This window comes from Streptomyces sp. NPDC001410, assembly GCF_042895235.1.
Taxonomy (GTDB): Bacteria; Actinomycetota; Actinomycetes; order Streptomycetales; family Streptomycetaceae; genus Streptomyces.
Genome location: NZ_JBIAWE010000003.1, coordinates 114,525 through 140,866 on the forward strand (window position 1 = coordinate 114,525; position 26,342 = coordinate 140,866).

Here is a 26,342-nt window from a genome sequence, read left to right on the forward strand (position 1 = left end):
GTGGGAGCGCTCCCATCGGCATGAGGATGTCCACATGCCACCCACGAACACCCGCCCCGCGATCCGCCCCTACCGTCCCACCGACCGCGACGCGGTGGCCGACACCTGCGTCCGTACCGCGCACAACGGCGGCGACTCCCGCGCGCTCTATCCGGACCTTCGCCTGATGCCGTCGATCTTCGCCGAGCCCTACTGCCACCTGGACCCGGACCTCGCCTTCGTCCTGGACGACGGCGAAGGCCGGGCGGTGGGGTACGTCGTCGGTACGGCGGACACCGAGCGGTTCGTCAAGGACTTCCGGCGGATCTGGATCCCCCGACTGGTGGACCGCTACCCGGAACCCACCGCGCAGCCCCGCACGCCCACAGAGGAGATGGTCGGCCTCCTGCACCGCCCGGAGCGCATGCTCGTACCCGAACTCACCGCCTACCCCGCCCACCTGCACATCGACCTGCTGCCGCCCTGGCAGGGGCGCGGACACGGCCGCCGGTTGATGCACACGCTGCTGAACGCCCTGCACACACAGGGCGTTCCGGCCGTCCACCTCGGCATGGTCACCGTCAACACGGCCGCCCGCGCGTTCTACGACCGGCTCGGCTTCCACGAGATCCCGGTCGCGGACCCCGGCCCGCTCACGTATCTGGGCCGGGCCACGACCCCGGACTGAGAACCCGCCCGGCGGTGCCCGTCAGAGGGCGCGCAGGGTCTGCTTGGCGAGTTCGTACGCGGGCAGCATCGCGTTGTGCTCCTCGGTGTCCATCCCGCCGAGGTGCAGCACGACCGGGCCCTCGGGCGTGGAGACCGCCAGGGCGCTCTCCTTCTTCGTCTCCTCCAGCAGCTTGCTCGTGTAGAGGTACTCCACCTCCACACCGGACAGGCCGGTGGCAGTCCTGAAGGAGCGGTACTTCTCCTTGCTGGTGTTGTCCTCGGCGGCGACGAACTGCCGCAGGACGGTGCGCGCGTCGGCGTTGCCGGGCTCGCCGGTCCACACCCGCAGGAAGCCGATCTTGCCGGCGGGCTTGGCGTCGATCTCACAGGCGGTGGTGACCGGGCCCTGACGGAGGAAGGCGTCCGCGAGCGCTCCGTTCACGTCGCCGTCCGAGCCCTTCGACGCCTTCGACAGCTCCTTCTCGGCGTCGATCCCCTTGGGCTTCCAGCTCTTGGCGATGTCGAAGCTGACGGGCAGTTCGCAGGCCGACCCGGCGGCGCCGACGGTGCCGCCGCGCGCCGCGACCGCGCTCTTCGCCCCCGCGCTCCCGGCGGCCGACGGGCTCCCCGACGCCTTCGCCTCCCCGTCCGGCGACTGCGAGCAACCTCCCAGTACCGCCGCAAGCACCACCGCCTGGACCACCCGGCCTCGCACGGACCCCACCCTGACCTGCACTGTCTACTCCCCTCCTGTTGAGCGCGGCCACTGTAACCGAGGGCGCCGACACAGCCGTACGCAATAAAGGGGGGCAGTGAAAAGGGAGGGGTGCTCAGTCCCCGTCGCGCCGGCAGTGCAGGAACAGATGCGGCTCGGGTACGGCGCCGGGATGGGCCGGGGAGAACGTGGCGTGCTCCTCGGACAGGACCGTCAGGCCCGCCCCGGTCACCAGCTGCGTGAAGTCCCCGGCGGCGAAGCTCGTCACCCGCACCGACTGCCCCATGAACACCGCCTCGACGGCCTCCACGTCGAGGGGCACGGTGGCCAGCACCGCGAGCCCGCCGGGCCGCAGGGCACGCGCCATGCGGCCCACGACGTCCGACTGCTCGGCACGGGACATCTGCAGCAGCGAGAAGTACCCGCACACCGCGTCGAACGAGCCCTCCGCGAGCGGCAGTTCACGGATGTCGTCCAGCCGGAACTCGGCCCCGGGCACCTGCCGGGCGGCGATCTCGACCATCACCGGGGAGACGTCGACGCCCAACACGCTGTGCCCCGCCTCGGCGAGGGTCTGCGCGGTCGGCCGTCCCGTCCCGCAGCCCACGTCCAGCACCCGGCTGCCCGGCTCCAGCCGGTCCAGCAGCCAGCGGAGCGAGGCCCGGTGCGCCTCGGACGACGCGAACGCCTTCTCGTAGTCGAGACCCAGTGCGTCGAACACCACGGCTGCCGGTGCCCGCTGATCGTCCTCGCCCAAGACCGCTCCTCCCGTGTCCCACCAGGTGCCCGGCATCGTCGCACTGCCGTCCCGCAGCCCACAATGCCGCGCGCCGGGCGCCGTTTGCTGACCGCGGCACCCGCAGGGCAGGGTTCGGAACGTGCCTACCTTGCTGATCGTGCATCACACCCCCTCGCCCAACTGCCAGGCCATGTTCGAGGCCGTCGTCTCCGGCGCGACCACGCCGGAGATCGAGGGCGTCCGCGTCGTACGGCGGGCCGCCCTCGCCGCCACCGCCTCCGACGTCCTGGAGGCCGACGGCTACCTCCTCGGCACCCCTGCGAACCTCGGCTACATGTCCGGCGCGCTCAAGCACTTCTTCGACCAGGTCTACTACCCGTGCCTGGACGAGACCCGGGGCCGGCCCTTCGGCTACTACGTCCACGGCGGCAACGACGTCACCGGCGCCGTCCGCGCCATCGAGGCCCTCACCACCGGCCTCGGCTGGCGCCGCGCCACCGAGGCGGTGACCGTCACCGGCGAACCCGGCAAGGCCGATGTGCAGGCCTGCTGGGAGCTGGGCGCCACGGTCGCGGCCGGGCTCATGGCCGAGGACTGAGGGTGAGCGTGAGCAGGTAACCGGTGCGCACCGCAACGCTGCCCGGGAGCGGAGCCCGTAGGCCATTCGGGTGTCGGGCGGACGTGGTCACGGCACCCGGTCCAGGCCCAGCCGCGCGCGGTGATACCGGACCCGGCACACATCGTCTACCTGGACGGACGAAGGTGCGGGCGCGGTGCCGCTGGCCGACGATGAGGAGGGAGACCGCGTCCCCGGGGCGCGGTCGTGCACCGTCGAACGTCGTCGAGCCGAGGGAGCGCCGCATGGGAGCGGACGGCCACATACGCGGACGGACCGTCCAGGACGAGCAGGACACCAAGGAATTGCTGCGCCGGTGCGCACGGGACGTGATGGACGTCGCCGAAGGCATCCGCGAGGTGTCCACACGCACCAGCACCGCGCTGTTCGCGCCGGCCCTCACCGCCTCGGCGCGACGCCGTCCCCGTACCGCTCTCGCCGCCCGGTGGGCACTGCTGCGGGCCCTGACGAACAAGGACGGCCTCGGCGGTTCCGCGATCAGGGCGCCGAAGGGCATGGGCCAGGTGCTCGGCGTGGCCGGCGAGGTGCTCGGCCGGGAGAGCCTGGCCGCGCTGGTGGCCGTCACCTCCCTGCGCCTCAGGATCGCCGCCGTGCTGTTCGACCACCCCGAGTTCGAACGCGACCCGGGCATGCGCCGACTGATGGCCGCGGTCACCGCCGACCGCGATCTGGAGGCCGTACGCGCCCTGCGTGCCCTGTTCAGGGACCAGGGCGCCCAGCGCGCCCTGTCCGGGCTCGCGCCCCTGATGGCCGAACTCCTCGCCGTCCGCGCCCTGCTGGACGAGGACCCGAAGAACGACGAGCCCGGCCGTCCGCCGGCCGCCGGCCGCGGCCCGTCCGCCGATCCGGTGTACGGCATCAGCGCCGCCCATCTCGCGGGCCAGGACCGGGGCGAGGGAGCTGCCGAGGCCGTCGACCTCTGCGACCAGGAGCGGCAGACCGTAGCCACCGAAGGCTCCCTCCTCGGTTTCCTGCGCAACATCGAGGTGGTGTCCGCCAACGGGCGGATCCTGGTGCAGAACGTGCGCGGCCCCGACGGCGTCGTCCGGTACGTCGTCCAGGCCCCCGGCACGGCGCCCGGCCGCCCCCGCAACGACTCCCCGCAGGACTTCGCCGGCGCCTGGCGCAACCTCTTCCTGACCGACTCGCCCCACACCCGCTCGATCCTGCTCGCCCTCGCGGACCACGGCATCCCGCGCGGCGCCGACCTCGCCCTGATCGGGCACGGCGAGGGCGGGGTCGCGCTGATGAACCTCGCGCAGGACGAGGAGTTCTGCCGCGCCTACCGGGTCACGCACGTGATCGCGGTCGGTGCCCCGCTCGACGACAAGAGGCCCGCCGACCCGCGCACCTGGGTCGCCCGCATCACCAACCAGCACGACATCGTGCCCGTCCTCGCCGGCCGGGACGCCGGCTCCGCCTCCGACCCGCACCCCAACCGGTACGAGGTCGACTACACCGGGCCCACCCACGAGTTCCCGCTGTGCCACATGCTCCGCGAGTACATCGAGCATCTGCGCACCGTCATCCCCGAGGCCCGCAAGAACGTCGACGAGGCGCTCGCCCCCTACCGCGGCCCCGTGGTGCGCACCCAGGCCTACCGGCTCAAGGACCGCGCCCACCCGCCCGAGGGCTACCCCTTCCTCACCGTCCCCACCACCCCACTCCCCACCACGACCGGCCCCGTCGACGTCCCGGTGCGCTACTACGACTCCTCCGCAGCCCACCTCTGCTTCGCCGTCGACGCCGTGGCCGCGCGCGGCCTGCTGCCCGATGCGACCTGGATGGTGCCGAGCCGGCTGGGCCGACGGGCGCTCGCGCTGCTGTCCCTGTACGAGCACCGCTGTTCCACGATCGGCCCCTACGCCGAGATCGCCCTGTCGGTGCTGGTGGACGACCTGTGGCGGCCGCGCCCGTACGACATCGCCGCCGACCTGCTGCGCCGCGTCGACCTGCGCCGCACCGGCCGGTACATCCTCTCCCTCGCCGTCAGCAGCGAGGAGGCGCGGGTCGTGTCCCAGCAGATCTGGGGCCAGCCCGCGGTCCGTATGGCCGCCGAGGCCGATCTGATGAGCCGCGACCTCGGTGTCACCGCTCCGGGACTCGGGCTGGCCGTCAAGGGCCGCCTCGGCCGGGGCCTGCGCTGCCCCGAGGCGGACTGGATCCTCTACGGCCGACATGGCGAGAGCACCGTGCGCACCCTGGTCCGGGCCCACGGCCGGCTGCGGCTGCACACCGGAACCGGGGTGCGGCTGCACCTGGACATCGCCGCGGCCGAACCCATGGCCGGGCAGTTGCGCCGGCTCGGCATCGACGCGGCCCGGCCGCTCTTCGCGCTGTCCTGCCCGCAGTTCGTCTTCCACCGCAGCGCCGGCGCCGTCCTGCCGCGCTGACCCCGCACGCACCCCCGTCACTGGGAGCCACCATGGTCACCGAGTCCCTCCGCGCGTTGCCGTCGACCGACGAACTCCTCGACCGGGCAAGCAGGTTGCGCGCCGACGCCGACCTGATGGACGGCTACGCCCGGCGACTGCTCGCCACCGCGTCCGAGTTGTCCGCCTGCTGGGCGGCACCCCAGTGGAGCCGCCCCACCCTGGAAGAGCAGGCGGCCGCCTGCGGCACTGCGGCGAAGCAACTGCGCACCGCCGCCGAGGCGTTGCTCGCCCACTTGCGGGCCTGACCGCGAGATGAAGTAGCGCCCTTTGTTCTGCGGCAGATTGCGGTGCACCAGGTCGGAGAAGCCGCGGATCTCGATGGGCAGCAGCGTGCTCATCCATGCGGAGGTCGGCCTGCCCCGCTACGACGCCTCGCACGACCGCCCGCCGGACGGACCACCGCCCCGTCCGCCGCCCCCGTCCATGTGCACATCCGTCCCGCCGTCCCGCTGGCCGTCGGCCGACTCGCCCGGGCCGCCGGACGACCTGGAGACCGCCCTCGCCGACGCCTGGTCGTGCGCGGTGCGGACGCCGGGAGTGACCGTTCGTCAGTGACGTTCGCACATCCGGGTGGTAGCGGGCGCCGTCCTGGGCCGAACGAGTTGTCGTAGCCCGGAACAGCCGCTTTCGGCCCGGATAATCACGGCTCATGCAGCTCGTGAAAGCACGCGTCCCGGCGCGGCGCGCCCCCGTGGCCGTCACCGGACTGGGACTGGTCACACCGGCCGGGATCGGCCGCGACGCGGCGTGGGAGGGCCTGTGCGCCGGACAGTCCACCGCGACCGTCGACCCCGGTCTCGACGGGCTGCCCGTGGCCTTCTCCTGCCGGGTGCCCGACCTCGACACGGCCGGACTGCTCGGGCACCGGCTCAGCCGCCGCCTGGACCGCTTCACCACCTTCGCGCTGCTCGCCGCCCGGGAGGCCGTCGCCGACGCCCGGCTCACACCCGGAGGCTGGGACGGGGCCCGCATCGGCGTCGTGATGGGGGTCGGCACCGGGTCCATGCAGGGCTGGCAGGCCGAGTTCGACCGGCTCGCCCACAGCACCCCGGAGCGCGTCTCGCCGCTCGCGCTGCCGCGCAGCGTGCCCAACATGGCCGCCGCCGAGATCGCCCTCGACCTCGGTGCGCAGGGACCCAACATGGTGGTGAGCACCGCCTGCGCCTCCGGCACCAGCGCGCTCGGACTGGCCCGCGACTGGCTGCTGTCCGGCGCCTGCGACCTCGTCCTCGCCGGGGGCAGCGAGTCCGCCCGGCTGCGGATGACCGCGGCCTGCTTCGCCCAGATGCGCGCCCTGTCCCGCCGCGCCGACAGCCCGCACGAGGCCTCCCGGCCGTTCGACCGCGATCGCGACGGATTCGTCCTCGGCGAGGGCGCCGCCGTCCTCGTCCTGGAACGCGTGGAGGACGCCCGCGCCCGCAGCGCCCGGCCCGCGGCCCTGCTCTCCGGGTTCGGCGCCTCCTGCGACGCCCACCACTTCACCGCCCCGCACCCGGACGGCGACGGCGCCGCCCGCGCCATCCGCGGCGCCCTCGCCGACGCCGGCCTGGCCCCCGAGGACGTCGACCACGTCAACGCGCACGGCACCTCAACCCCGCAGGGCGACACGGCCGAGCACAACGCGCTGTACCAGGTCTTCCGCCGGCCCCCGCCCGTCACCGCCGTCAAGGGCACCATCGGGCACGCCATCGGCGGCGCCGGCGCCATCGAGGCGGCCTGCACCGTGCTGACCCTGCGCCACCAGCTGATCCCGCCCACCGCCAACCTGGACACCCTCGACCCGGCGATGGACCTCGACGTCGTCACCAAGGCGCCCCGCCCGCAGCGGATACGAGCCGCCGTCAGCAACTCCTTCGGCTTCGGCGGCCAGAACGCCGTGCTCGCCTTCACCGCCGTCGACTAGCAGCCACTCCGCATCTGACCCCGAGCCGAAAGGTCCCCCTGTTGTCGGAGTTCTCGGAATCCACCCCGCTGGCCGGCAGAGCACGGTCCTGGCCCAGCGGCGAGCAGTTCATGATCGGCGTGTTCGTCGCCGTACCGTTCCTGGCGCTCCTCGCCGCCGTGCCGCTGGCCTGGCGGCACGGTCTGAGCCCCACGGACCTGGTGCTCGCCGTCGTCTTCTACCTCGTCAGCGGACTCGGCATCACCGTCGGCTTCCACCGGCACTTCACCCACGGTTCCTTCAAGGCCAGGCGGCCGCTCAGGATCGCCCTCGCCCTGGCCGGCAGCCTCGCCGTACAGGGCCCGCTGCTCACCTGGGTGGCCGACCACCGCAAGCACCACCGCTTCTCCGACCGCGACGGGGACCCGCACTCGCCCTGGCGGTACGGCCGCTCACCGCGCGCCCTGGCCAAGGGCATGCTCTACGCCCACCTGGGCTGGCTCTTCGAGACCGAGCACGCCTCGCCCCGCACCTACGCTCCCGACCTGGTCCGCGACCGCACGCTGATGCTGATCTCCAAGCGCTTCGGACTCGTGGTCCTGGCCTCCGTCGCCCTGCCCGCGGTGCTCGGCGCGGCGCTGACCCGGTCCTGGCAGGGGGCGCTCAGCGCCTTCTTCTGGGCCGGGCTGGTGCGGATCTGCCTCGTCCACCACGTCACCTGGTCCATCAACTCCATCTGCCACGCGGCCGGTTCCCGGCCCTTCCGCAGCCGGGACCGCTCGGGCAACGTGTGGTGGCTGGCCCCGCTGTCGTTCGGCGAGTCCTGGCACAACCTCCACCACGCCGACCCCACCAGCGCCCGGCACGGCGTGCTCACCGGCCAACTCGACGCCAGCGCCCGGCTGATCCGCTGGTTCGAGCGCCTCGGCTGGGCCTACGACGTCCGCTGGCCGCAGCGGCGCCGCATCACCGCACGCCGGCGAGAGAACGGGAGCCCACAGGAATGACCGTACGGCAGCACGTGCACGTCAGCGGCCGCGTCCAGGGCGTGTTCTACCGCGACACATGCCGACGGTTCGCCGAGGAACGGGGAGTGGCGGGCTGGGTGCGCAATCTCTACAACGGCGACGTGGAAGCCGTCTTCGAGGGGCGGTCCGACGACGTCACCGAGATGGCCCGCTGGGCGGCCCAGGGCCCACCGGCGGCCCAGGTGACCCACTGCACGGGCGTCGCCGAGGAGCCCGAGGGCCTGACCGGCTTCCATGTACTGCCCGACGCACCGCCGGGCGACGACCCCCACGCCGTCTAGACCCCTGGTGGCCGGGCTCGACGGGACGGGCGACGTGCTCGGAGCCGAGCCGACTCGGGGGTGGGCGGGGCGTCGGCCAGGGCGCTCCCCTTCGGCGCGGTGTTCGCAGCGCGTGCCCGAACGGGGGCATGCGTCGGCGCCGTAGGCGGACGGTCAGGCGCAGCGGGTGGCCGTCGAAGCGTCGTGGCGGACCCAGACGGACTCGACCACACGCCCGTCGGGCAGGGTGTGCCGGGCCGGGCCCTCGTCCGGGACGAAGCCCGCCCGGGCCAGCGCCCGGCGGCTCGCGGTGTTCCCGCTCTCCGCGCCCGCACGGACCCGGGCCATGCCGAAGTGCGTGTGCGCGAGCAGCGCCCCGGCCCGGAACAACTCCGCACCCAGGCCCTGCCCGCGGCAGCGCGGCGCCAGCCAGCCGCCCACCTCGCCCGCGTGGTGCTCCAGTTGCAGACCGCCGGCATAGCTGAGGTCGGCCCTGCGCACACAGACCAGGAACACCGGGATGTCCGGGTCGGGGGAGAAGGGCTTCGCCAGCACGCGGGGGACGCGGCGGCCGTCGTCGCCGGCGGGCCGCCACTCCAGCAGGGCGCGCCGGGTGCCGGGGTCGGGCGCGATCCGGTCGGCATGGTTGCCGAGCCACCGCTGGGCCTCGGCGTCCGCGCTGGCGGCGAGCGCCGCGGCCACGTCGAGGTGCGTCCGGGGCGTGAACAGCAACAGCCGCTCGGTGGCCAGGACGTGCCGGCCCGGCTGGCACCGCCCGGGCACAGGGAGCCGGGACACGGCCCGTCTCCGGCGGACGAGTGACCAGACCATGGAACCCCCCCGATGGAACCGCTGCGCGGCGGACGGTCCGGACCCTTACGGGGAGCCGGTCCCGCCGACGGATGCGAACGGCTCGCATCGGGGTGAATCTACCGAGGAATCGGGTGGGGGTGGCTACCTCCGGCCGACGTCTCGGCTGAGGGCACCGGCTTCTTACGGCTGATGGCCTTCGGCCGGGTCGTCCGGACCCGGTTTCGGGCGGGTCCGGGTCCAGCAGGGGGCGGGGGACAGCTCAGGGACAAGGGTCGGCTGGGGCATGGGGTGGGGCTCCTTCGGACGAGTGGGGGAGGGTCCGGGGGAGGGGGCGGGTGGTGTGGGGCCGGCCGAGGCCGGGGGTGCAACATGCCGATGCGGCTGCGCACCATCGACGAGGCCCACGCGTTCTTCGAGGGCCGGTAGCGTGAGGCCATGTACGCCACGCGAGTCACCCGGCGTGTGCAGGCGCCGGCGGAGGACGTGTATCGGGCGCTGGTCGATCCGGACGCCCTTGCGGTCTGGCGGGTCCCCGAGAACATGACCGCCCGTGTCCACACCTTCGAGGCCCGCGAAGGTGGTGCCTTCCGGGTGTCCCTCACGTACGACGACCCGCTCGGCCCCGGCAAGTCCGGTGGGCGCACGGACACCTACCGCGGGCACTTCGCGAGACTGGTCCCCGGCGTCCAGGTCGTCGAGGTCTTCGCGTTCGAGACGGACGACGAGACCCTGCGCGGCACCATGACCATGACGACGACGCTCACCGAGAGGGACGGCGCGACGGACGTCGAGATCCTGCACGAGGGCATCCCGGACGACATCCCCCGAGAGGACAACGAACTCGGCACCCGGATGGCCCTCGATCACCTCGCCCGGCTGGTCGAGGAGCGGAATCCGCCGACGGCCTGAACGGATCTGGCCAAAAAGACGGGGAAAGCGGTCCGGAATTCGGCACAACCTTTGCCGACGTGTCAGGCACCCGGAAATGCGGGCAAGGAAGTACTGGAGAAGCGGAACCGGGCGGAGGGAAATGCGGTCTTAAAGTCCGCCGACGGCCGGGATGGAGCCGGTCGCGAAGAAACCGGGGGAACGAGAAAAATGTCCGTGAGTCGCCGCAAGACCCTCCTGACCGCAGTCGCCCTCACCGCCGGGCTTTCCCTGGCCGCCGTGACCCCCGCCCTGGCCGGCTCCGGCGCGAGCCACGCCCCGCGCGCCGCCGCCGTGTCCTCCGCCCAGGGCGACCCGCGCAACGTCACCCAGCACGTGGCTGACCTCTACGGCGCCTACATCGACTCCGTGTGGGCCACCGAGGACCCGGCGGCCGGCCCCAACGCCAAGGCCCTGCGCGCCTTCTACCTGTCCTCCGCCGCCCAGAAGAAGGTCGCCGCGTACGAGAAGAAGAACCATGCCGACGGCATCCTCTTCGCGCAGAACGTGCCGGTGAAGTGGAAGGTCGCCTACACCGGCTCCGGCGCGGGCCACGCCACCAGCAGGGTCACCCTCACCTGGGGCGACGGTCCCCACGCCGAGGTCACCAGGATCGACGTCCGGTCCGACCTGACGACCCTGAAGATCACCGACCTCAAGCCGGCCCGCTGACCGGCTGCCGGGCGCAGTCCCGCCCCGCCCCCACTCGGGGCGGGGCTCGCGGCTTTCTGTGCCGGTCAGGGCCGGTCAGGACCGGTCGTGCGGGTAGTACGGCCGGGGCAGTCGCATCCCGCGGTCGGCCATGATCTGCCGTACGTGGTTGGGGTAGTCGGTGATGATCCCGTCGACGCCGAAGTCCATCAGCGCCTCCACCGTCGCCGGGTCGTCGCAGGTCCAGGGGACCACCTTCAGGCCGCGGGCGTGCGCCTCGGTGACCATCGCCGCGTCCGAGTAGAAGCGGAAGCCGGGGTCGCCGATCTTCCCGCTCTGCGGGAAGCCGTAGTTGGGGGAGAGGGTAGTGACCCTGGGCATGGTGGCGGCCGCCTTCACGAAGTCACCGCCGTAGTCGTCGGCGTCGATCCCGCCGAGCCACGGGGACGCACCCGGCTGACCCACCTGCAGGAAGTCGTAGTTCGTCAGCGCCACCAGCGGCCAGCGCGGCGCCAGTCGGTGCATCAGCTTCAGCGCGCCCCAGTCGAAGGACTGGATGGTGACCTGCCGCTCGATGCCGGAGCGGTGGATCTCCTCGTACACCCGGTGGACGAACACCTCGCGAGGCGCGGTCTGTTCGGGCGCGCCCGCCTCCACCTTGGTCTCGATGTTCAGTTTGACCTGCCTGGCGTGGTAGCTCCTGACCAGGTCCAGGACGTCCTTCAGCTCGACCATCCGGGAGCCCTTGACGACCTCCTGCTCGGGGAAGCCGGGCAGCTGCTGGTAGCCACAGTCCAGGGTCTTGATCTGAGCGAGCGTCAGGTCCTTGATGTACTTGCCGACATACGGGTACATCGGGTCGCCGGGCGTGACCGGGCCCGTGTCGCGGCACTTGACGCCGTTGATCTGCCGGTCGTGGTTGACGACCACCTTCAGGTCCTTGGTGACGTGGGTGTCCAGCTCCAGCGTGGACACCCCGAGCCGCATCGCCTTGCCGAAGCCTTCCAGCGATTCCTCGGTGGTCATGCCGATGCCGCCGCGGTGGGCCTGGAGGTCGAAGCGGGCCTCAGGCGGGTCGGTCTGGGCCGCCTGCGCGGCGGTGGCGGGGAACGCGAGCGCCGGCAGCAGGGCGAGGCCGGCGAGCAGGTGTCGTAAGGACATCGGAACTCCCTGTTCTCGGGGCGCCCGAGATTCTCGCAACGACCGGCCGGGGTGGACCACCTCCGGAACTGAACATTGGCGCAAAGGCTGTTGAACGTGTGCGGCGCCGGCACCTCGGCCGGGCCCATGGGCGAACCATCGCGCGAACGCTCAGGAGCGGAGCGTCAGGAGCTTCTAGGAGTCTCAGGGGCTTCTAGGAGTCATGGGTCAGCAGCCTTGCGCCTTCGCGTCCGTGGAGGTGGTGGCGGCGGCGCCGGTCGACGGGCGTGCGGTACAGGGCGATGAGGGCGGCGTCGTCGTCCAGCCGGCCGCCCACGTGGGCGAGCAGGTCGCGCCGCACATGGTGCATCAGCGCCTCCGGACTGTCGTCCGTCCAGCGCGCGACCCGCTCCGCCAGCGGATAGAACCGCCCGCGTGCGTCCCGGGCCTCCACCACACCGTCGGTGTACAGCAACAGCGTGTCAGCGGGCTCGAAGGAGAACACGTCCAGCGTGTGATCGGTGGCCCCGTGCACGCCGAGGGGCGGCGACGGGTGCAGGCTCGGCACCGTGACCGCGTGCCCCGGGCTCAGCAGCAGCGGCGGGGGATGGCCGCAGCTGGTCATCAGGGTGACCGGATCCTGGTCCGGGATCTCCACCAGCAGGGCGGTGGCGAAGCGCTCACCCGCCTCCTCCTCGGTCTCCAGCTCGGTGGCGTAGCGGCTGATGCTCTGGTCGAGACCGGCGGCCAGGTCCGCCAGCGCGACGTGCCGGTGCGCGCTCTCCCGGAACGCGCCGAGCAGCAGGGCCGCCTCCCCGATGGCCGGCAGCCCTTTGCCCCGTACGTCGCCGATCAGCACCCGCACCGACCCGTCGCAGCGGGTCGCCGCGTACAGGTCGCCGCCGATCTGTGCCTCGTCCTCGGCGGCCAGATACAGGGAGGCGATGCGCAGCGGGCCGATGTGCTCGGGCAGCGGCCACATCAGCACGTGCTGCGCGGCCTCGGCGACCGTGCGCACCTGCGCCAGCTGGGCCTGGCGGCGGTCACGTACCGCGCTGTAGACCACGCACATCACCGAGAGCACCGCGAGGGTGACGAGCTGCACGATGTGGTTCGAGGTGGTGATCCCCCCGTGCAGGAAGGCGATCAGCGTCTGGGCGGCCAGGGCCAGCGCCCCCACGAACGCCGTGGTCCGGGGCCCGGCGAAGGACGGCGTGAGCGCCGGGGCGATGACCAGGGCCGGGCCCAGATGGATGCTCTCGGGGGAGCGGATGTCCACCACGGTGATCACCACGATGAGCACGACCGGGAGCAGCAGCAGCGCATGCGTCGACTGCCACGACTGCTGCACACCCGCCCCCCTCTGCCGGAGCCTCATGCCTACCAGCGTGCTCCCGGACGAGCCGCACGGCACGTGGAAGAGCAGGAACGGAACGTCACGACGGACGCACGCTCGGTCCGCAGCGCGAGCGGCCGGATCGGCTAGCGGTTCACCGAGCGCATCCCGGCCTCGTCGTAGCGCGCGCCCGCCACCTCGGGCAGTTCGGCATCGATGCGGGCGAGGTCCTCCTTGGACAGCTCGATGTCGACCGCGGCCGCGTTCTGCTCCAGGTAGGTACGGCGCTTGGTGCCCGGGATCGGGACCAGGTCCTCGCCCTGGGCCAGCACCCAGGCGATGGCCAGCTGCGCGGGCGTCACGTCCTTCTCCGCGGCGATCTCCTTCACCTTCTCGGCGAGCCGGAGGTTCGCCTCGAAGTTGGTGTCCGTGAAGCGGGGGTTGGTGCGCCGGTAGTCGTTCTCGTCCAGCTCGGTGGGGGAGGAGAAACGGCCGGCGAGGAAGCCGCGGCCGAGCGGGGAGTAGGGGACGAAGCCGATGCCGAGTTCACGGCAGGTCGGCAGCACCTCGGCCTCGGGGTCCCGCGTCCACAGCGAGTACTCGGTCTGCACGGCGGTGATCGGGTGGACGGCGTGGGCGCGCCGGATGGTGTCCGCGCTGGCCTCGCTCAGCCCGATGTGCCGCACCTTGCCCTCGGCGACCAGCTCGGCCAGGGCGCCGACCGTCTCCTCGATGGGCACGTCGGGGTCGACCCGGTGCTGGTAGTAAAGGTCGATGTGGTCCGTGCCGAGCCGCTGCAGCGAGCCGTGGATGGAGCTGCGGACGTGCTCGGCCGAGCCGTCCTGCCGGCCCACCGTTGTCATGTCCCCCGGTACGGCGTTGTCCATCCGGTAGTTGAACTTGGTGGCGATGACGTACTCGTCGCGGTGTCCCCGGATCGCCTCGCCGACCAGCGACTCGTTGGTGAGCGGGCCGTAGAGCTGCGCGGTGTCGAGGAAGTCGATGCCGAGCTCCAGGGCGCGCCGGATGGTCGCGATGCCCTCGTCCTGGTCCGTGGTGCCGTAGAAGGCCGACATGCCCATGCACCCGAGGCCGATGGCCGATACCTGGAGATCCCGCAGACTGCGCTGTCGCATGAGGTGTCCCAGCCTTTCCTGCATGTTCGATCGTCGTTCCGTACGGCACGGAGGCCCCCATCCATCTAGCGACGGATTCCGTCGCCCGGCATCCCGTGGGGGAGGCCGGGCGACATGACCTTCGTGCGTCGGGATGTCCACGACGCTAGGCCTTGGAGCGCTCTCGAAGTCAACTCAGCCGTTCAGCCGGAACCAGTTGCAGGGCGGGGAAGCGGGCGCGGGTCGGTGAGCAGAGCCTTCCTCGGCGTGGTGGGTGACGGACCACACCGGGACGCCGCCCGGCAGTTCCACGGCGGCGAGCGGGCCGGCCGCGCGCAGCGCCGCGCTCTCGCCGTGCAGGTCGGTGACGAAGGGGTCGAGGGCGATCCGGGTGTGGTCGGTTCCGGTCGTCATCGTGGCGTGCCTCCCAGGGCAGGGGGCGGGGGTACCGCGCCGGTCCGCGGGGCACTCCGGATCCCGGCGGATCAGCGGGTCGGCCGGGCGCCGTGGGATCAGCGGGCGGGTACGGGCGTGAACCGGACGGGGAGCTGGGTCAGTCCGCCGAGCCAGGGCGAGGGACGGCGGGTGAGGGACTCGGCGGGCACCGCCAGGTCGATGTCAGGGAGCCGGTCCAGTACGACCTCGATGCCGGTCCGCGCGATCACCTCGGCGATCTCCTGCGCGGGGAACGGGCAGCGGTGCTCCCCGTGGCCGAACGAGAAGTGCGCGCTGTTCCCGCCGGTCAGCGCGGAGGCGTCGGTGCGGACCTGGGGATCGGAGTTGGCGCCCTGCAGCCCGAGCAGCAGCAGATCGCCGGCCCGGACCGGGCGGCCGCCGAGGTGGGTGTCGCGGGCGGCCCAGCGGCCGGCCACGTTCTGCGTGGGCGTGTCCTCCCACAGCACCTCGTTCATCGCCTCGGCGACGCTGCCCTGCCCGCCGAACAGGCAGGCGGCGAAACGGTCGTCGGTGAGCATCAGTCGCAGCGAGTTGCCGATCCAGTCGACGGTCGGCCGGTGCCCGGCCGCCATCATCACCATCAGGTCCTGCGCGATCTCCTCGTCGGTGAAGCCGCCGTCGTCGGCGAGCATCCGGGAGACCACGTCGTCCGCCGGCTTCTTCTCGCGGTCGGTGAGCAACTGCCGCATGGAGGCGGCCAGATGAGACTGACCGGCCAGAGCGCGTTCGCGTCCGTCGATCATGTCATTGAGGGCGGTGACCAGACCCGGACCGTCCTCGTCCGGGAAGCCGTACAGGCGGGCGAGGACCCGTACCGGCAGCAGCGTCGCGTAGTGTGTGACCAGGTCGGTCTCGCCCGTGGCGCAGACCGCGTCGATCAGCTCGTCGGCGAACCGCTCGGCGTGGCCGCGCAGTTCGGAGGGATCCACCGCCTCCAGCGCGTCGCTGATCATCGCGGCGCGCTGCCGGTGCCGTTCGCCGACGGTGTAGAGGACCGACGGCCGGCGGTGGCCGATCATCGGCAGCAGCGGCCAGTCGTCCGGGATGTTCGCCCACTGGTTCCACAGCTCGGAGTCCCGGCTGAACAGCACCGGGTCGCCGGTCACCTGGTGCAGTTCGCGGTACCCGAGCACCAGCCAGGCCGGCACGCCGCCGTCGAGCAGCACAGGGACCACGGCGCCGTGCTGGCGCCGCATCTCCCGGTACAGGCGGGCCGGTTCGGCCTGGAAGCGGGCGCCGGTCAGCGGGACGCCTTCGGGGATCACACGAACTCCTGTCGGTCAGAGGTTGCGGAGTGCAACGATCACCTGCTCCAGGATGTCGGGGTCGGCGACGGCCGGGGGGCGCGGATGACGGGCGCTGACGCGGCCCGCCGCCAGCAGGTCGCACAGCAGCACCTTGGTGATGCCGACGGGCAGGCGCAGCTCGGCGGCGATCTCGACCACCGACGCGGGGAACTCGGTCATCCGCAGGATCGCCGCGTGCTCCGACTGCATGCCGGCCATCGGCTCCGACTCCGCGACGACCAGCGTGACCAGGTCGAAGGGGTTGTCGGGGCCGGTCCGGCTGCGTCCCTGGGTGAGGGTGTAGAGACGGTCGGGGGCGTCGTCCCTGCCGGGCCGGCTCATGAGGTACGGGGTCGAGCGGTCAGGTGTTCGCCGAGCTGCTCGACCAGTTCGGTCATGTGGTGCCCGACGACCCCGGGGTCGGCCTCCTCCGTCGTCACGACGGCCAGGTGGGCGCCCGCGCCCGCCTCGACGATGAAGAGCACGCCCCCGTAGAACTCGGTCATCGCCGAGCGCACACCTCCGCTGCCGTCGCCGAACTCGGCCGACGCCCCGCGCGACAGCGACTGGATCCCGGCGGCGATCGCGGCGAGCTGGTCGGCCTGGTTCAGGCTCAGCTCAGGCGACCGGCACAGCCTTAACCCGTCCCGGGACAGCACGAGCGCGTGCCGCGCCCCCGGTGTCCTCTCCAGCAGCCCCTCCAGGAGCCAGGTGAGCGTCTCGTCGGCGGTGCTCGGGCCGTTCATGAGGTGGCGTCGCCTTCCGGGTGCGCGTGCGGGTGGGAGGAGGGGGAGCTGTGCTCGGGGTCGTCGGCCGACCCGGGAGCGGGGCGGACGGCCTGCCGGAAGGCGCTGAAGCGGGTGGCCCGGGTCTCGGCCTCGCCGGTGCCCGCCGCGGGGCGTGGCGCGCTGCTCGGGAGCTCCGGGCGGGACCGCTCGGCCTCGGCGAGGGTGCGGCCGCGGCGCCGCCTGGGCAGCCCGGCCGGGACCTCGCCCGGGGGAGGCGCGGGGGACTCGTGGACCGGGGAGGGTCCCGCGGTGACCGTCGGCCCGGCCGGCCGTCCGGCGTCCGGACGCGTGGCGGGGCCGATGAGTATCTCCTGCGGGATGAGCATCAGCACGCCGGTGCCGCCGCGCGCCGACGGCCGGAACGACACCTTCAGACCGTGCTTGCGGGCCAGCCGGCCGACCACGGTGAGCCCGAGCCGGGTCCCCGTCAGGCCGCCCAGCCCGGAGACGTCACCGGCGACGGCCCGCTCGGCCCGGCGCAGCTGCACGTCCCCCATCACCAGGCCGCTGTCCTCCACGGACACGAGCACGCCGGCCGCCACCTCCTCGACGTAGACGTGCACTTCGGCCGTCGGTGGCGAGAACTTCGTGGCGTTGTCGAGGAGTTCGGCGAGCGCGTGCATCACGCCCTCGGCCGCGTGTCCGGCGACGGCGGTCTCGCTGACCGAGTGGACCCGCACCCGCCGGTATCCGGCGATCCGGCCCAGCGCGCCGCGCAGCAGGGACTCCATCCCTATGGGCCGCGCCCACCTGCGCCCCGAACGCGACCCGGTCAGGACGGCGACGGAGTCGGCGAGCCGGCCGGCCTGGGCCGTGCGGTGGTCCAGGTGGAGGAGGTCGGCCAGGACGTCCTCGTCGGTGTGCCGGTCCTCCATCGCCCGCAGATCGGCGAGCGTCGCCGTGGCGAGGGCCTGCATCCGGGCTGCCGCGTTGGCGGTCGCGGAGACCGCCGCGGCCCGCTCGCGCCGAGCCTGCCGCAACTCCTCGGCCAGCTGCGTGTTCTCGCCGCGGACCTGGTCCAGCTCCTGTGCGCCTGCCTGGGTGAGCCGCGTCCGGTCGGCCGTGAACTCCGCCTGCTGCGCGGCCAGTTCGTCGATGAGCCGCTGCTGTTCCCGACGGTGCTCCTCGATCGTGCGAGCCTGTTGCTGCAGAAGCCGGCCGATCTCCTGAGTCGCGCCGTCCAGCCTGCGCCGGGTGCCGCGTGCGGTGTGCCCGGCGTGTGCTGCCGTGGCCACGGCAGCACAGAGCACGACCGCCGCCGTACCCGCACCCCAGGCCAGCGGCGCGCGCACCGAGTCCGGCGCCACCGACACGGCCGCGAGGACCACGAGCGCCGAGAGCGCACCGGACACGGCGACGGCCGCGGTGAGCGTACGGAGGGAAGGTCGTTCGCCGGGATGCGTGGGCACGGTCATCGGTCCGGTGTGATCCTCGCGGCAGAGGGGGCGAGCAGGGGTCGGCGGGTGACGGAGCGGCTATCGAGCGTGAACTGGCGGTCACTATACGAGAGTTGGTGATCGAATCTGGATGGTTCAGGTGTGTTTCCACGAAGTGGGCGGTCGAACCTGTGCGCTGACCGGGACGCCGGGTGTCTCGGGGCCGTACGGGCACCCGCCCCTCCCGGCCGACGACGTGTCAGAAGCCGGGCAGGTTGCCTCTCGTGCGCCTGATTCTTGTCACTGCGACGCAGGCCGGAGGGGCCTTGACCCCCGGCCCGGGCTCGCTGAACTGTGAGCGGCCGGAACGGGGCGGCCCAGACGGAGAGGGCAGAACCGTACATCAGTGCGATGGCGGCTGAACGGGTGGAAAGTGAGCAAACTTCCCACATGGCCGAGGTGCGGGGGAGCGGGTGGAGGGGCCGATGCGGATGACGGGGGATCGAGGGGCGATGGGCTGCCGTGCCTCATGAGCGCTGACGGGCGTACCGCCGGGCGCGCGGACCGGGTCCGTGCCGTGCTCGCGCGCCTCGCCCGGTTCACCTGGCGCACGCTGCGCGGGGAGTGGCACGCCGTCGTCGTCGACCCGGTGCGCTTGCTCGCCCGGCGCGGACCGTCCGGGCTTCTCCTGGCGTTCGTCGCCGCGTTCGCCGTCATCTTCTGCCACGACGTCGCGCAGCACCCCACCGGAGCGTTGTGGGTCGAGCGGCTCGGCGGCGTCAAGGCCGACCTGCCGCTGTGGCTGGCCCTGCTGCGCACCCCGGTGTCGCTGTACGTCCCGGCGCTCGATCTGCCGGTGTGGGCAGGCATCACCCAGCTGTTCCTCGCCTTCGCCCTCGCCGAACTGACCCTCGGCCGGGCCCGGACCCTGGCGCTCGCCTACGGCACCACCCTGGCGGGCACGCTCACCGCCCGCCTGATGATCGCGCTCGGCCCGGGCTGGTGGGGGTTCGGACTGCCGCCCGAGTGCGGCAAGGTGCTCGATACCGGACCATCGGCGGCCGTGGTCGGCCTGTTCACCTATCTTGCGGTCGTCCGGCGCGCACCCGTGCTGTTCACGCTGACCGGCGGCTCGATGGTGTGGGAGTCCGTCGCGGTGCCGAACCTCGCCGGACGCGAGCACCTGATCGCGGTGGTCGCCTCGATCGTGCTGGGCCTCCTGCACGGCCGCCGTGAGCGGCTGCGGTCCTTCGTGCCCTCACGGCCGGCGACCCGGACCACCGAGCCCGCTCCGGCGGAAGCCGTGCCGGTACCGGTTCCCACGCAACCGGACCGCCCCCGGTCGGCGCAACCCGCCCCCGAGGCCGTGCTGACCGCCCTCGAACGCCAGGCCGGCGGTGTGCATGTCCGGACCACGTCAATGTGACGCTTTTCGCACTTCGACACGTGCGGGCAACCCCTAATGTTGCCGCGACGTACGGCAGGACATGGCTGACACCATGGTGTTCGTCGCCGGCAGGCAGCTGAAGGGAATCCAGGATGTTCCGCAAGGTGCTGGTCGCCAACCGTGGAGAGATCGCGATCCGCGCGTTCCGGGCGGGCTATGAACTCGGCGCGCGCACGGTCGCCGTGTTCCCGCACGAGGACCGCAACTCGCTGCACCGGCTGAAGGCCGACGAGGCCTACGAGATCGGGGAACCGGGACATCCCGTGCGGGCCTATCTCTCCGTCGAGGAGATCGTGGGCGCCGCTCGCCGGGCGGGCGCCGACGCCGTCTACCCCGGTTACGGATTCCTGTCCGAGAACCCCGAACTCGCCCGCGCCTGCGAGGAGGCGGGCATCACCTTCGTCGGGCCGAGCGCGCACACGCTGGAGCTCACCGGCAACAAGGCCCGCGCGGTCGCCGCGGCCCGGGCGGCCGGCGTACCCGTGCTGGGCTCGTCCGAGCCCTCCACCGACGTCGACGAACTCGTCCGCGCCGCCGAGGAGATCGGCTTCCCCGTCTTCGTCAAGGCGGTCGCGGGCGGCGGCGGTCGCGGCATGCGCCGGGTCGAGGGCCCCGCCCAGCTGCGCGAGTCCATCGAGGCCGCGTCCCGCGAGGCCGCCTCCGCGTTCGGCGACCCGACCGTCTTCCTGGAGAAGGCCGTCGTGGACCCGCGCCACATCGAGGTGCAGATCCTCGCCGACGGCGAGGGCAACGTCATTCACCTCTACGAGCGCGACTGCTCGCTGCAGCGCCGCCACCAGAAGGTCATCGAACTGGCGCCCGCACCCAACCTCGACCCGGCCCTCAGGGACCGGATCTGCGACGACGCCGTGCGCTTCGCCCGCGAGATCGGCTACCGCAACGCGGGCACCGTCGAGTTCCTCCTGGACCGCGACGGCAACCACGTCTTCATCGAGATGAACCCGCGCATCCAGGTCGAGCACACGGTCACCGAGGAGGTCACCGACGTCGACCTGGTCCAGGCCCAGCTGCGCATCGCCTCCGGCCAGACCCTCGCCGACCTCGGCCTGTCCCAGGACACCGTCACCCTGCGCGGCGCCGCCCTGCAGTGCCGGATCACCACCGAGGACCCGGCCAACGGCTTCCGCCCGGACACCGGCCGGATCAGCGCCTACCGCTCGCCCGGCGGCTCCGGCATCCGCCTGGACGGCGGCACCACCCACGCGGGTACGGAGATCAGCGCGCACTTCGATTCGATGCTGGTCAAACTCACCTGCCGGGGCCGTGACTTGAGGGCCGCCATCGGGCGCGCCCGGCGTGCCGTCGCCGAGTTCCGCATCCGCGGCGTGGCCACCAACATCCCGTTCCTTCAGGCCGTCCTGGACGACCCCGACTTCCAGGCCGGGCGGGTCACCACCTCCTTCATCGAGGAGCGCCCGCACCTGCTGACCGCCCGCAGCTCCGCCGACCGCGGCACCAAGCTGCTCACCTACCTCGCCGACGTCACCGTCAACAAGCCGCACGGCAACCGCCCCGACCTGCTCGACCCGGTCACCAAGCTGCCGCCGCTGCCCGCCGGGGAGCCCCCGGCAGGCTCCCGGCAGCGGCTGGTCGACCTCGGCCCCGAGGGCTTCGCCCGGCACCTGCGCGAGTCGCCGACCATCGGCGTCACCGACACCACCTTCCGCGACGCCCACCAGTCGCTGCTCGCCACCCGGGTACGCACCAGGGACCTCCTCGCCGTCGCCCCGGTCGTCGCCCGCACCCTGCCCGAGCTGCTCTCCCTGGAGTGCTGGGGCGGTGCGACGTACGACGTGGCGCTGCGCTTCCTCGCCGAGGACCCGTGGGAGCGGCTGGCCGCCCTGCGCGAGGACGTCCCCAACATCTGCCTCCAGATGCTGCTGCGCGGGCGCAACACCGTCGGCTACACCCCGTACCCGACCGAGGTCACCGACGCCTTCGTGAAGGAGGCCGCCGCCACCGGCATCGACATCTTCCGGATCTTCGACGCCCTCAACGACGTCGGCCAGATGCGGCCCGCCATCGACGCCGTCCGCGAGACCGGCACCGCGATCGCCGAGGTCGCCCTCTGCTACACGGCCGACCTCAACGACCCCGCCGAGCGGCTGTACACCCTCGACTACTACCTGCGCCTCGCCGAGCAGATCGTCGAGGCCGGCGCCCATGTCATCGCGGTGAAGGACATGGCCGGACTGTTGCGCGCCCCGGCCGCCGCCAAGCTGGTGTCCGCGCTGCGCCGCGAGTTCGACCTGCCGGTGCATCTGCACACGCACGACACGGCGGGCGGCCAGCTCGCCACCTACCTCGCCGCGATCCAGGCGGGCGCCGACGCGGTGGACGGCGCGGTGGCCTCCATGGCCGGCACGACCTCGCAGCCGTCGCTGTCGGCGCTGGTCGCCGCCACCGATCACTCCGAGCGGCCCACCGGGCTCGACCTCCAGGCCGTCGGCGACCTGGAGCCGTACTGGGAGGGCGTGCGGAAGATCTACGCCCCGTTCGAGGCGGGCCTCGCCTCCCCGACCGGACGCGTCTACCACCACGAGATCCCCGGCGGCCAGCTCTCCAACCTGCGCACCCAGGCCGTCGCCCTCGGTCTCGGCGACCGCTTCGAGGACATCGAGGCCATGTACGCCGCCGCCGACCGCATCCTGGGCCGCCTGGTGAAGGTCACCCCGTCGTCCAAGGTGGTCGGCGACCTCGCCCTGCACCTGGTGGGCGCCGGAGTCTCCCCGGCGGACTTCGAGGAGACCCCCGACCGGTTCGACATCCCCGACTCGGTCATCGGCTTCCTGCGCGGCGAGCTGGGCACCCCGCCCGGCGGCTGGCCCGAGCCGTTCCGCACCAAGGCCCTCCAGGGCCGCGGCGAGCCCAAGCCGGCCCCCGAACTGTCCGCCGAGGACCGCGACGGTCTTGCGAAGGAGCCCCGGGCGACCCTGAACCGCCTGCTGTTCCCCGGTCCGACCCGCGAGTTCGACACCCACCGCCAGAGCTTCGGCGACACCAGCGTCCTGGACAGCAAGGCCTTCTTCTACGGCCTGCGGCCCGCCAAGGAGTACGCCGTCGACCTGGAGCCCGGCGTACGGCTGCTGATCGAGCTGCAGGCGGTCGGCGAGGCCGACGAGCGCGGCATGCGCACCGTGATGTCCTCGCTCAACGGCCAGCTGCGACCCATCCAGGTCCGTGACCGGGCGGCCGCCTCGGACGTGCCGGTGACCGAGAAGGCCGACCGCGCGAACCCGGGCCACGTGGCGGCGCCGTTCGCCGGTGTGGTGACGCTCGCGGTCACCGAGGGCGACGAGGTCGCGGCCGGCGCGACGGTCGCCACCATCGAGGCGATGAAGATGGAGGCCACGATCACCGCGCCCAAGGCGGGCCGGGTCTCCCGGCTGGCCATCAACCGGATCCAGCAGGTGGAGGGCGGCGACCTGCTGGTCGAGATCGCCTGAGACACCGCTCGCCGCGGCCGGGGGACACCGCACCCGGCCGCGGCGAGCGCACAGCGGGCTAGAAGCGGTTGAAGAGCTGCCGCAGACGGGCCAGGAGCAGATTCGGGTCCCGCCGGGTCGAGTACGCGGCGCCGGGCACGTAGACGGTCCGGCCGCGCACGGCCACCGAGGTCGGGTTGGACAGCCCGTCCTGACGGGTGAGGGCCACCGAGTGGGTGCCGTCGCGGAGCGCCAGGACCAGCTCGCTGGAGCCGTTCAGCGCGGCCAGCACGCTGCTCCCGTGCCCGGGGAAGGCGAAGTCGTCGATGCCGGTGAGCCCGGTGGCCCGGGTCTCGACCGGGCCCGCGGAGCCGTCCGGGGCGAAGGGGAAGCGCAGCAGCGTCCCGCGGTCGCTGTTGGACACCCACACCGCGCCGCGGTGCACCTTGATGCCGTTGGCGCCGTACCCGGCCCCGGACGGCACCGTGCGCGGATCGAGTCGCGTGCCCCGCGCCCACACCGTGGGAGTGCCGCCCGACTGGGGGACGCGCCAGACGGTGCCCAGCGCGGAGTCGGCGGCGTAGAGCACGCCGTCGCGCCAGTCGAGGGCCAGGCCGTTGGGCAGTCCGTCCGGCGGCAGTTGGGCGATCTGCCGGGGTGCGCCGCCGTCGGCCGGGATCCGCCAGATGCCGGTCTCCCGGGTTCCGGTCGCGTAGTTGACGTAGAGCGTGCCGTCGTACCCGCGGGCGATGCCGGTGACGACGGCGCTGTGCAGGACGGGCGTGTTCGGATGGGCCACGGCCGGCAGGGTCGCGAGGATCCGGGTGTCCCCGTCGAGCGTCACGTGGGCGACCTGCCGGGCGAGGGCGAAGGTGAGGTCGGCGGAGCCGTCGGGTTCGAGCGCGATGTTCTCGGGCGTCTGCCCGGCGGCCAGGCCGAAGTGGGCGACGACGCGTACATCGGTGAAGGTCGGCTCGTGGCCGCTGGCGGGCGGCGCCGCGATCAGGCCGAGCGCGAGCGCGGCCGCGGCCGCACCGGCCGGGCGGGGGAGTCGGGGCATGTGACCTCTCTTCGTACGGCGCGCAGGGCACCGGAGTGCGGGGTCACACAAAGATGGCCGGGTGCCGGTCACCGGGAAGGGGAGCCGGGCCGCGGGGTCGCCCGCGCGGCCCACGACATGGCGCCGTGAGCGGCCCGCGCGGGTGACGGGCCGTGGGCGGTCAGTCCCAGAGCGGATAGGTCATGACCTGCTTGAAGCCTTCCGGCCGGGCACCCTCGTAGATGAGGCTCATCCGGGTGTAGTGCTCGACGTCCGGGTGCTTCGTCCACGGCCGCGGGCGGTCCAGCCGGACGGTCACCCGGTACGAGTGGAAGGTGCCCGCCGCGCAGTACGGCTTGCAGTCGTTGACCGCGTTCAGGCCCACGGCGGTCGCCGCCTGCGAGCCCCACTGCGACCAGTGGAGCCCGAGCAGGCGGCTGTTGCCGTCGCCGCACGCCAGGATGAAGTCGGCCGGGCGGACGTGGCGGTTCCAGAAGCAGTCGACCAGCACGGGCTTGGGAGGATCGGCCTTCGGCGCCGTGGCGGGCGGGCTCGCCGAGGCCGTGGTCATGGCCGCTGTCAGCAGGGCCCCTGCCGCGAGGGTGACCGCCGTTCCCACCACAGATCCGCGCATGGTCGCTCCCACCCGTCGTGCCGTGTCCGACCGCGTGCACATCGACGCTACGACCGTCCGCCCTGTTGCACCAGTCGCGCAGGTCGCGCCGCGTGTCACGGGTGCCGGACGGTCAGCCCGAGTCGTTCACCATGCTGAACACTGAATGCATCCTTGGTCATCGGTGAGCCGTGAAGCCAGAGGTCTGAACCAGACACGTCAAGAGGTTCAGCAGGCGCCCTCGTCCTGCCACGGACCCCACTCGGAGGCGCCGGGCACCTCGTTCTGGGTCCACCACTTGGCCTTCCAGTTGTGCTTGTTGTACGAGACCTCGTTCCCGGAGGTGTACACCGCCGTCGAACTCCAGGCGGTCTTGCAGGACGTCGGGGTCGGGGTCGGGGTGGGCGTGGGGGTGGGCGTGTTGGTCGGTGGGGTGACCCCGGCGAACTTCACCGAGTACTTCGCGAAGTCCCAGGAGTTCTGGGCGACGCTGGAGCAAGTGCCCGACGTACGGCCGCCGTTGTCGGCCGGCGTGCACTGGCGGTCGCGGTTGAGGGACCAGAAGGTGAACCGGTCCATGTTGTGGCTGGTGGCGTAGTCCAGCACGGTCTGGAAGTCGGCCTGCGTGAAGTACTCGCCGGTGTCGCTGCGGCCGTTCATGCCCGAGAAGCCCTCGTGGGCGTAGGCGGTCGCCTGGTCCCAGCCGAAGGTGGACTGCAGGATCGAGTTGAAGTTGGTCAGCGCGCCGGTCTGGCTCGCCGCACCGTTGAAGCCGCCGTCGAAGGGCATGATGGAGAAGTTGTTCGGGGTGAACCCCTGCGACTTGGCCTCCAGCAGCATCTGCTTGCCGAACCAGCCGGTGCCGTCCGCCGTGCCGGCCGTGGTCACGGACACGTACAGACCCGGGTTGTTCTGCTGCAGGATCTTCGCGGCGCCGATCTCGTTCCTGATCGCCGCGCTGTTCTCGTACTCCGGCTCCTCCAGATCGAAGTCGATGGCGTGCAGCCCGTACTTGGTGATGACCTGCTGGTACGCGGCCGCCGTGGACGCGGCGTCCGAACAGGCCTGCCCGAGCTTGGTGCCGCCGTACCCGCCGATGGAGACGGAGACGTCACCGCCCTTGGCCCGGATGGTGTCGATGACCGCCTGGACCGCCGTGTCGGAGGAGACCGCGGCCGTGCCGCCCCAGGTCGGGGAGCAGCCGCCGCCGTTGGGCGCGAGGATGAAGGCGAGCTGGAAGGCCTTGAGGCCGGTGGCGTCCATGATGGTGGCCGCGTCCGGCGGGTCGTTGTCCAGCGGCATCAGGTAAGGGGCTGCGGCGTACCACCGGTTGCTCAGTGCGGTGGTCGCGCCCGAGGCGTTGCCCGCGACGAGCGCGGTCGTGCCCGCGGCGGCCAGTCCGACGGCGGCCGCCGCTCCCAGGCATGCCCGAAGACGTCTCACTTCGTGCCTCCAGAGGGGTGTGGGGTGGGGAGGTGCCCCAGCCTCAGGGGGCTGATGCGGTCACGTCAATGGGTTGGTCTAGTCCAAAGCGTCTCTTTGGACTAGACCATACGAGTTCTTTA

25 protein-coding genes and 1 pseudogene are annotated in these 26,342 nt (G+C 72.4%); 12 read left to right on the top strand and 14 right to left on the bottom strand.

Translation table 11 applies throughout. From position 1 onward, the window contains the following. Positions 1 to 34 precede the first annotated feature (34 nt). Positions 35 to 667, top strand: coding sequence for a GNAT family N-acetyltransferase (locus tag ACFY3C_RS07120; RefSeq protein ID WP_390770032.1), 633 nt, complete (start codon positions 35 to 37; stop codon positions 665 to 667). Between the two features lie 21 nt (positions 668 to 688). Here the strand turns inward: ACFY3C_RS07120 and ACFY3C_RS07125 are convergent, their stop codons facing one another. Both ACFY3C_RS07125 and ACFY3C_RS07130 read right to left on the bottom strand, forming a co-directional pair. Beyond that, the gene (locus ACFY3C_RS07125) at positions 689 to 1,384 is read right to left on the bottom strand and encodes a lipoprotein (protein ID WP_390770033.1); all 696 of its coding nucleotides are present in this window, start codon (positions 1,382 to 1,384) and stop codon (positions 689 to 691) included. 94 nt (positions 1,385 to 1,478) lie between these two features. Then, a complete protein-coding gene (locus ACFY3C_RS07130; protein ID WP_390770034.1) occupies positions 1,479 to 2,156 on the bottom strand; it encodes a class I SAM-dependent methyltransferase in 678 nt (225 codons plus the stop codon). Positions 2,157 to 2,241: 85 nt separating this feature from the next. Here ACFY3C_RS07130 and ACFY3C_RS07135 point away from each other — a divergent pair, with 85 nt between their 5' ends. The 7 genes from ACFY3C_RS07135 to ACFY3C_RS07165 all read left to right on the top strand — a co-directional run bounded on the left by ACFY3C_RS07135 (position 2,242) and on the right by ACFY3C_RS07165 (position 8,365). Then, positions 2,242 to 2,700, top strand: a complete 459-nt coding sequence (locus tag ACFY3C_RS07135) for a flavodoxin family protein (protein ID WP_386577533.1) — start codon at positions 2,242 to 2,244, stop codon at positions 2,698 to 2,700. A gap of 263 nt (positions 2,701 to 2,963) precedes the next feature. After that, the gene (locus ACFY3C_RS07140) at positions 2,964 to 5,132 is read left to right on the top strand and encodes a hypothetical protein (protein WP_390770035.1); all 2,169 of its coding nucleotides are present in this window, start codon (positions 2,964 to 2,966) and stop codon (positions 5,130 to 5,132) included. Positions 5,133 to 5,164: 32 nt separating this feature from the next. Then, complete coding sequence (locus ACFY3C_RS07145; protein WP_386577535.1) at positions 5,165 to 5,419, top strand: hypothetical protein; 255 nt, start codon at positions 5,165 to 5,167, stop codon at positions 5,417 to 5,419. A 73-nt stretch (positions 5,420 to 5,492) separates the two neighbouring features. Then, positions 5,493 to 5,729, top strand: a complete 237-nt coding sequence (locus ACFY3C_RS07150; RefSeq protein WP_390770036.1) for a hypothetical protein — start codon at positions 5,493 to 5,495, stop codon at positions 5,727 to 5,729. Positions 5,730 to 5,823: 94 nt separating this feature from the next. After that, positions 5,824 to 7,077, top strand: a complete 1,254-nt coding sequence (locus ACFY3C_RS07155; protein WP_386577537.1) for a beta-ketoacyl-[acyl-carrier-protein] synthase family protein — start codon at positions 5,824 to 5,826, stop codon at positions 7,075 to 7,077. A gap of 41 nt (positions 7,078 to 7,118) precedes the next feature. Next, the gene (locus ACFY3C_RS07160) at positions 7,119 to 8,063 is read left to right on the top strand and encodes an acyl-CoA desaturase (protein ID WP_390770037.1); all 945 of its coding nucleotides are present in this window, start codon (positions 7,119 to 7,121) and stop codon (positions 8,061 to 8,063) included. Next, a complete protein-coding gene (locus ACFY3C_RS07165; RefSeq protein ID WP_390770038.1) occupies positions 8,060 to 8,365 on the top strand; it encodes an acylphosphatase in 306 nt (101 codons plus the stop codon). Before ACFY3C_RS07160 ends, ACFY3C_RS07165 begins: the two co-directional genes overlap by 4 nt. Positions 8,366 to 8,518: 153 nt before the next feature. On the opposite strand, the gene ACFY3C_RS07170 is transcribed toward ACFY3C_RS07165, so the two are convergent. Continuing rightward, entirely contained in the window at positions 8,519 to 9,142 is a 624-nt protein-coding gene (locus ACFY3C_RS07170; protein WP_390770039.1) for a GNAT family N-acetyltransferase, read from the bottom strand. 450 nt (positions 9,143 to 9,592) lie between these two features. On the opposite strand from ACFY3C_RS07170, the gene ACFY3C_RS07175 reads away from it, so the two are divergent. Then, the gene (locus ACFY3C_RS07175) at positions 9,593 to 10,066 is read left to right on the top strand and encodes an SRPBCC domain-containing protein (RefSeq protein WP_390770040.1); all 474 of its coding nucleotides are present in this window, start codon (positions 9,593 to 9,595) and stop codon (positions 10,064 to 10,066) included. Positions 10,067 to 10,255: 189 nt separating this feature from the next. Beyond that, positions 10,256 to 10,756: a hypothetical protein gene (locus ACFY3C_RS07180; RefSeq protein ID WP_390770041.1), complete on the top strand. Its 501-nt coding sequence runs from the start codon at positions 10,256 to 10,258 to the stop codon at positions 10,754 to 10,756. A gap of 75 nt (positions 10,757 to 10,831) precedes the next feature. On the opposite strand, the gene ACFY3C_RS07185 is transcribed toward ACFY3C_RS07180, so the two are convergent. From ACFY3C_RS07185 to ACFY3C_RS07220, 8 genes and pseudogenes are all read right to left on the bottom strand, one after another. After that, positions 10,832 to 11,896: a glycerophosphodiester phosphodiesterase family protein gene (locus ACFY3C_RS07185; RefSeq protein WP_390770042.1), complete on the bottom strand. Its 1,065-nt coding sequence runs from the start codon at positions 11,894 to 11,896 to the stop codon at positions 10,832 to 10,834. Between the two features lie 193 nt (positions 11,897 to 12,089). Next, positions 12,090 to 13,253 (bottom strand): PP2C family protein-serine/threonine phosphatase, encoded by a 1,164-nt coding sequence (locus tag ACFY3C_RS07190; RefSeq protein WP_390770043.1) that lies wholly within the window; start codon positions 13,251 to 13,253, stop codon positions 12,090 to 12,092. A 104-nt stretch (positions 13,254 to 13,357) separates the two neighbouring features. Beyond that, positions 13,358 to 14,347 carry an aldo/keto reductase gene (locus ACFY3C_RS07195; RefSeq protein WP_386577545.1) on the bottom strand — a complete coding sequence of 330 codons (990 nt, stop codon included), beginning with the start codon at positions 14,345 to 14,347 and terminating at the stop codon, positions 13,358 to 13,360. Positions 14,348 to 14,562: 215 nt separating this feature from the next. Beyond that, positions 14,563 to 14,740: pseudogene (locus ACFY3C_RS07200) on the bottom strand (cytochrome P450); the annotation flags it as partial. Between the two features lie 98 nt (positions 14,741 to 14,838). Next, positions 14,839 to 16,047 carry a cytochrome P450 gene (locus ACFY3C_RS07205; RefSeq protein WP_390770044.1) on the bottom strand — a complete coding sequence of 403 codons (1,209 nt, stop codon included), beginning with the start codon at positions 16,045 to 16,047 and terminating at the stop codon, positions 14,839 to 14,841. A gap of 15 nt (positions 16,048 to 16,062) precedes the next feature. Further along, entirely contained in the window at positions 16,063 to 16,410 is a 348-nt protein-coding gene (locus tag ACFY3C_RS07210; protein WP_386577547.1) for a DUF742 domain-containing protein, read from the bottom strand. Next, complete coding sequence (locus ACFY3C_RS07215) at positions 16,407 to 16,814, bottom strand: roadblock/LC7 domain-containing protein (protein WP_386577548.1); 408 nt, start codon at positions 16,812 to 16,814, stop codon at positions 16,407 to 16,409. The genes ACFY3C_RS07210 and ACFY3C_RS07215 overlap by 4 nt, the downstream gene beginning before the upstream one ends. Further along, entirely contained in the window at positions 16,811 to 18,271 is a 1,461-nt protein-coding gene (locus tag ACFY3C_RS07220; protein WP_390770045.1) for an ATP-binding protein, read from the bottom strand. Before ACFY3C_RS07220 ends, ACFY3C_RS07215 begins: the two co-directional genes overlap by 4 nt. Before the next feature lie 490 nt (positions 18,272 to 18,761). On the opposite strand from ACFY3C_RS07220, the gene ACFY3C_RS07225 reads away from it, so the two are divergent. Continuing rightward, positions 18,762 to 19,658, top strand: a complete 897-nt coding sequence (locus tag ACFY3C_RS07225) for a hypothetical protein (protein WP_390770046.1) — start codon at positions 18,762 to 18,764, stop codon at positions 19,656 to 19,658. A 113-nt stretch (positions 19,659 to 19,771) separates the two neighbouring features. After that, positions 19,772 to 23,146: a pyruvate carboxylase gene (locus ACFY3C_RS07230; protein ID WP_390770047.1), complete on the top strand. Its 3,375-nt coding sequence runs from the start codon at positions 19,772 to 19,774 to the stop codon at positions 23,144 to 23,146. Between the two features lie 58 nt (positions 23,147 to 23,204). Here ACFY3C_RS07230 and ACFY3C_RS07235 read toward each other — a convergent pair whose 3' ends face one another. The 3 genes from ACFY3C_RS07235 to ACFY3C_RS07245 form a co-directional block, all read right to left on the bottom strand. Continuing rightward, positions 23,205 to 24,185 (bottom strand): hypothetical protein, encoded by a 981-nt coding sequence (locus tag ACFY3C_RS07235; protein ID WP_390770048.1) that lies wholly within the window; start codon positions 24,183 to 24,185, stop codon positions 23,205 to 23,207. A gap of 160 nt (positions 24,186 to 24,345) precedes the next feature. Continuing rightward, entirely contained in the window at positions 24,346 to 24,798 is a 453-nt protein-coding gene (locus tag ACFY3C_RS07240; protein ID WP_386577553.1) for a hypothetical protein, read from the bottom strand. 207 nt (positions 24,799 to 25,005) lie between these two features. Next, positions 25,006 to 26,220 (bottom strand): chitinase, encoded by a 1,215-nt coding sequence (locus tag ACFY3C_RS07245; protein WP_386577554.1) that lies wholly within the window; start codon positions 26,218 to 26,220, stop codon positions 25,006 to 25,008. Between the last annotated feature and the right edge of the window lie 122 nt (positions 26,221 to 26,342).

What these genes read in the sequence shown, in the direction of transcription:
- ACFY3C_RS07225 (WP_390770046.1), top strand. Translation starts at nt 18,762, where the DNA reads ATGAGCGCTGACGGGCGTACCGCCGGGCGCGCGGACCGGGTCCGTGCC.
- ACFY3C_RS07155 (WP_386577537.1), top strand. Translation starts at nt 5,824, where the DNA reads ATGCAGCTCGTGAAAGCACGCGTCCCGGCGCGGCGCGCCCCCGTGGCC.
- ACFY3C_RS07140 (WP_390770035.1), top strand. Translation starts at nt 2,964, where the DNA reads ATGGGAGCGGACGGCCACATACGCGGACGGACCGTCCAGGACGAGCAG.
- ACFY3C_RS07180 (WP_390770041.1), top strand. Translation starts at nt 10,256, where the DNA reads ATGTCCGTGAGTCGCCGCAAGACCCTCCTGACCGCAGTCGCCCTCACC.
- ACFY3C_RS07235 (WP_390770048.1), bottom strand. Translation starts at nt 24,185, where the DNA reads ATGCCCCGACTCCCCCGCCCGGCCGGTGCGGCCGCGGCCGCGCTCGCG.
- ACFY3C_RS07240 (WP_386577553.1), bottom strand. Translation starts at nt 24,798, where the DNA reads ATGCGCGGATCTGTGGTGGGAACGGCGGTCACCCTCGCGGCAGGGGCC.
- ACFY3C_RS07215 (WP_386577548.1), bottom strand. Translation starts at nt 16,814, where the DNA reads ATGAACGGCCCGAGCACCGCCGACGAGACGCTCACCTGGCTCCTGGAG.
- ACFY3C_RS07120 (WP_390770032.1), top strand. Translation starts at nt 35, where the DNA reads ATGCCACCCACGAACACCCGCCCCGCGATCCGCCCCTACCGTCCCACC.
- ACFY3C_RS07195 (WP_386577545.1), bottom strand. Translation starts at nt 14,347, where the DNA reads ATGCGACAGCGCAGTCTGCGGGATCTCCAGGTATCGGCCATCGGCCTC.
- ACFY3C_RS07150 (WP_390770036.1), top strand. Translation starts at nt 5,493, where the DNA reads ATGGGCAGCAGCGTGCTCATCCATGCGGAGGTCGGCCTGCCCCGCTAC.
- ACFY3C_RS07230 (WP_390770047.1), top strand. Translation starts at nt 19,772, where the DNA reads ATGTTCCGCAAGGTGCTGGTCGCCAACCGTGGAGAGATCGCGATCCGC.
- ACFY3C_RS07220 (WP_390770045.1), bottom strand. Translation starts at nt 18,271, where the DNA reads ATGACCGTGCCCACGCATCCCGGCGAACGACCTTCCCTCCGTACGCTC.
- ACFY3C_RS07190 (WP_390770043.1), bottom strand. Translation starts at nt 13,253, where the DNA reads ATGAGGCTCCGGCAGAGGGGGGCGGGTGTGCAGCAGTCGTGGCAGTCG.
- ACFY3C_RS07210 (WP_386577547.1), bottom strand. Translation starts at nt 16,410, where the DNA reads ATGAGCCGGCCCGGCAGGGACGACGCCCCCGACCGTCTCTACACCCTC.
- ACFY3C_RS07145 (WP_386577535.1), top strand. Translation starts at nt 5,165, where the DNA reads ATGGTCACCGAGTCCCTCCGCGCGTTGCCGTCGACCGACGAACTCCTC.
- ACFY3C_RS07165 (WP_390770038.1), top strand. Translation starts at nt 8,060, where the DNA reads ATGACCGTACGGCAGCACGTGCACGTCAGCGGCCGCGTCCAGGGCGTG.
- ACFY3C_RS07185 (WP_390770042.1), bottom strand. Translation starts at nt 11,896, where the DNA reads ATGTCCTTACGACACCTGCTCGCCGGCCTCGCCCTGCTGCCGGCGCTC.
- ACFY3C_RS07175 (WP_390770040.1), top strand. Translation starts at nt 9,593, where the DNA reads ATGTACGCCACGCGAGTCACCCGGCGTGTGCAGGCGCCGGCGGAGGAC.
- ACFY3C_RS07130 (WP_390770034.1), bottom strand. Translation starts at nt 2,156, where the DNA reads ATGCCGGGCACCTGGTGGGACACGGGAGGAGCGGTCTTGGGCGAGGAC.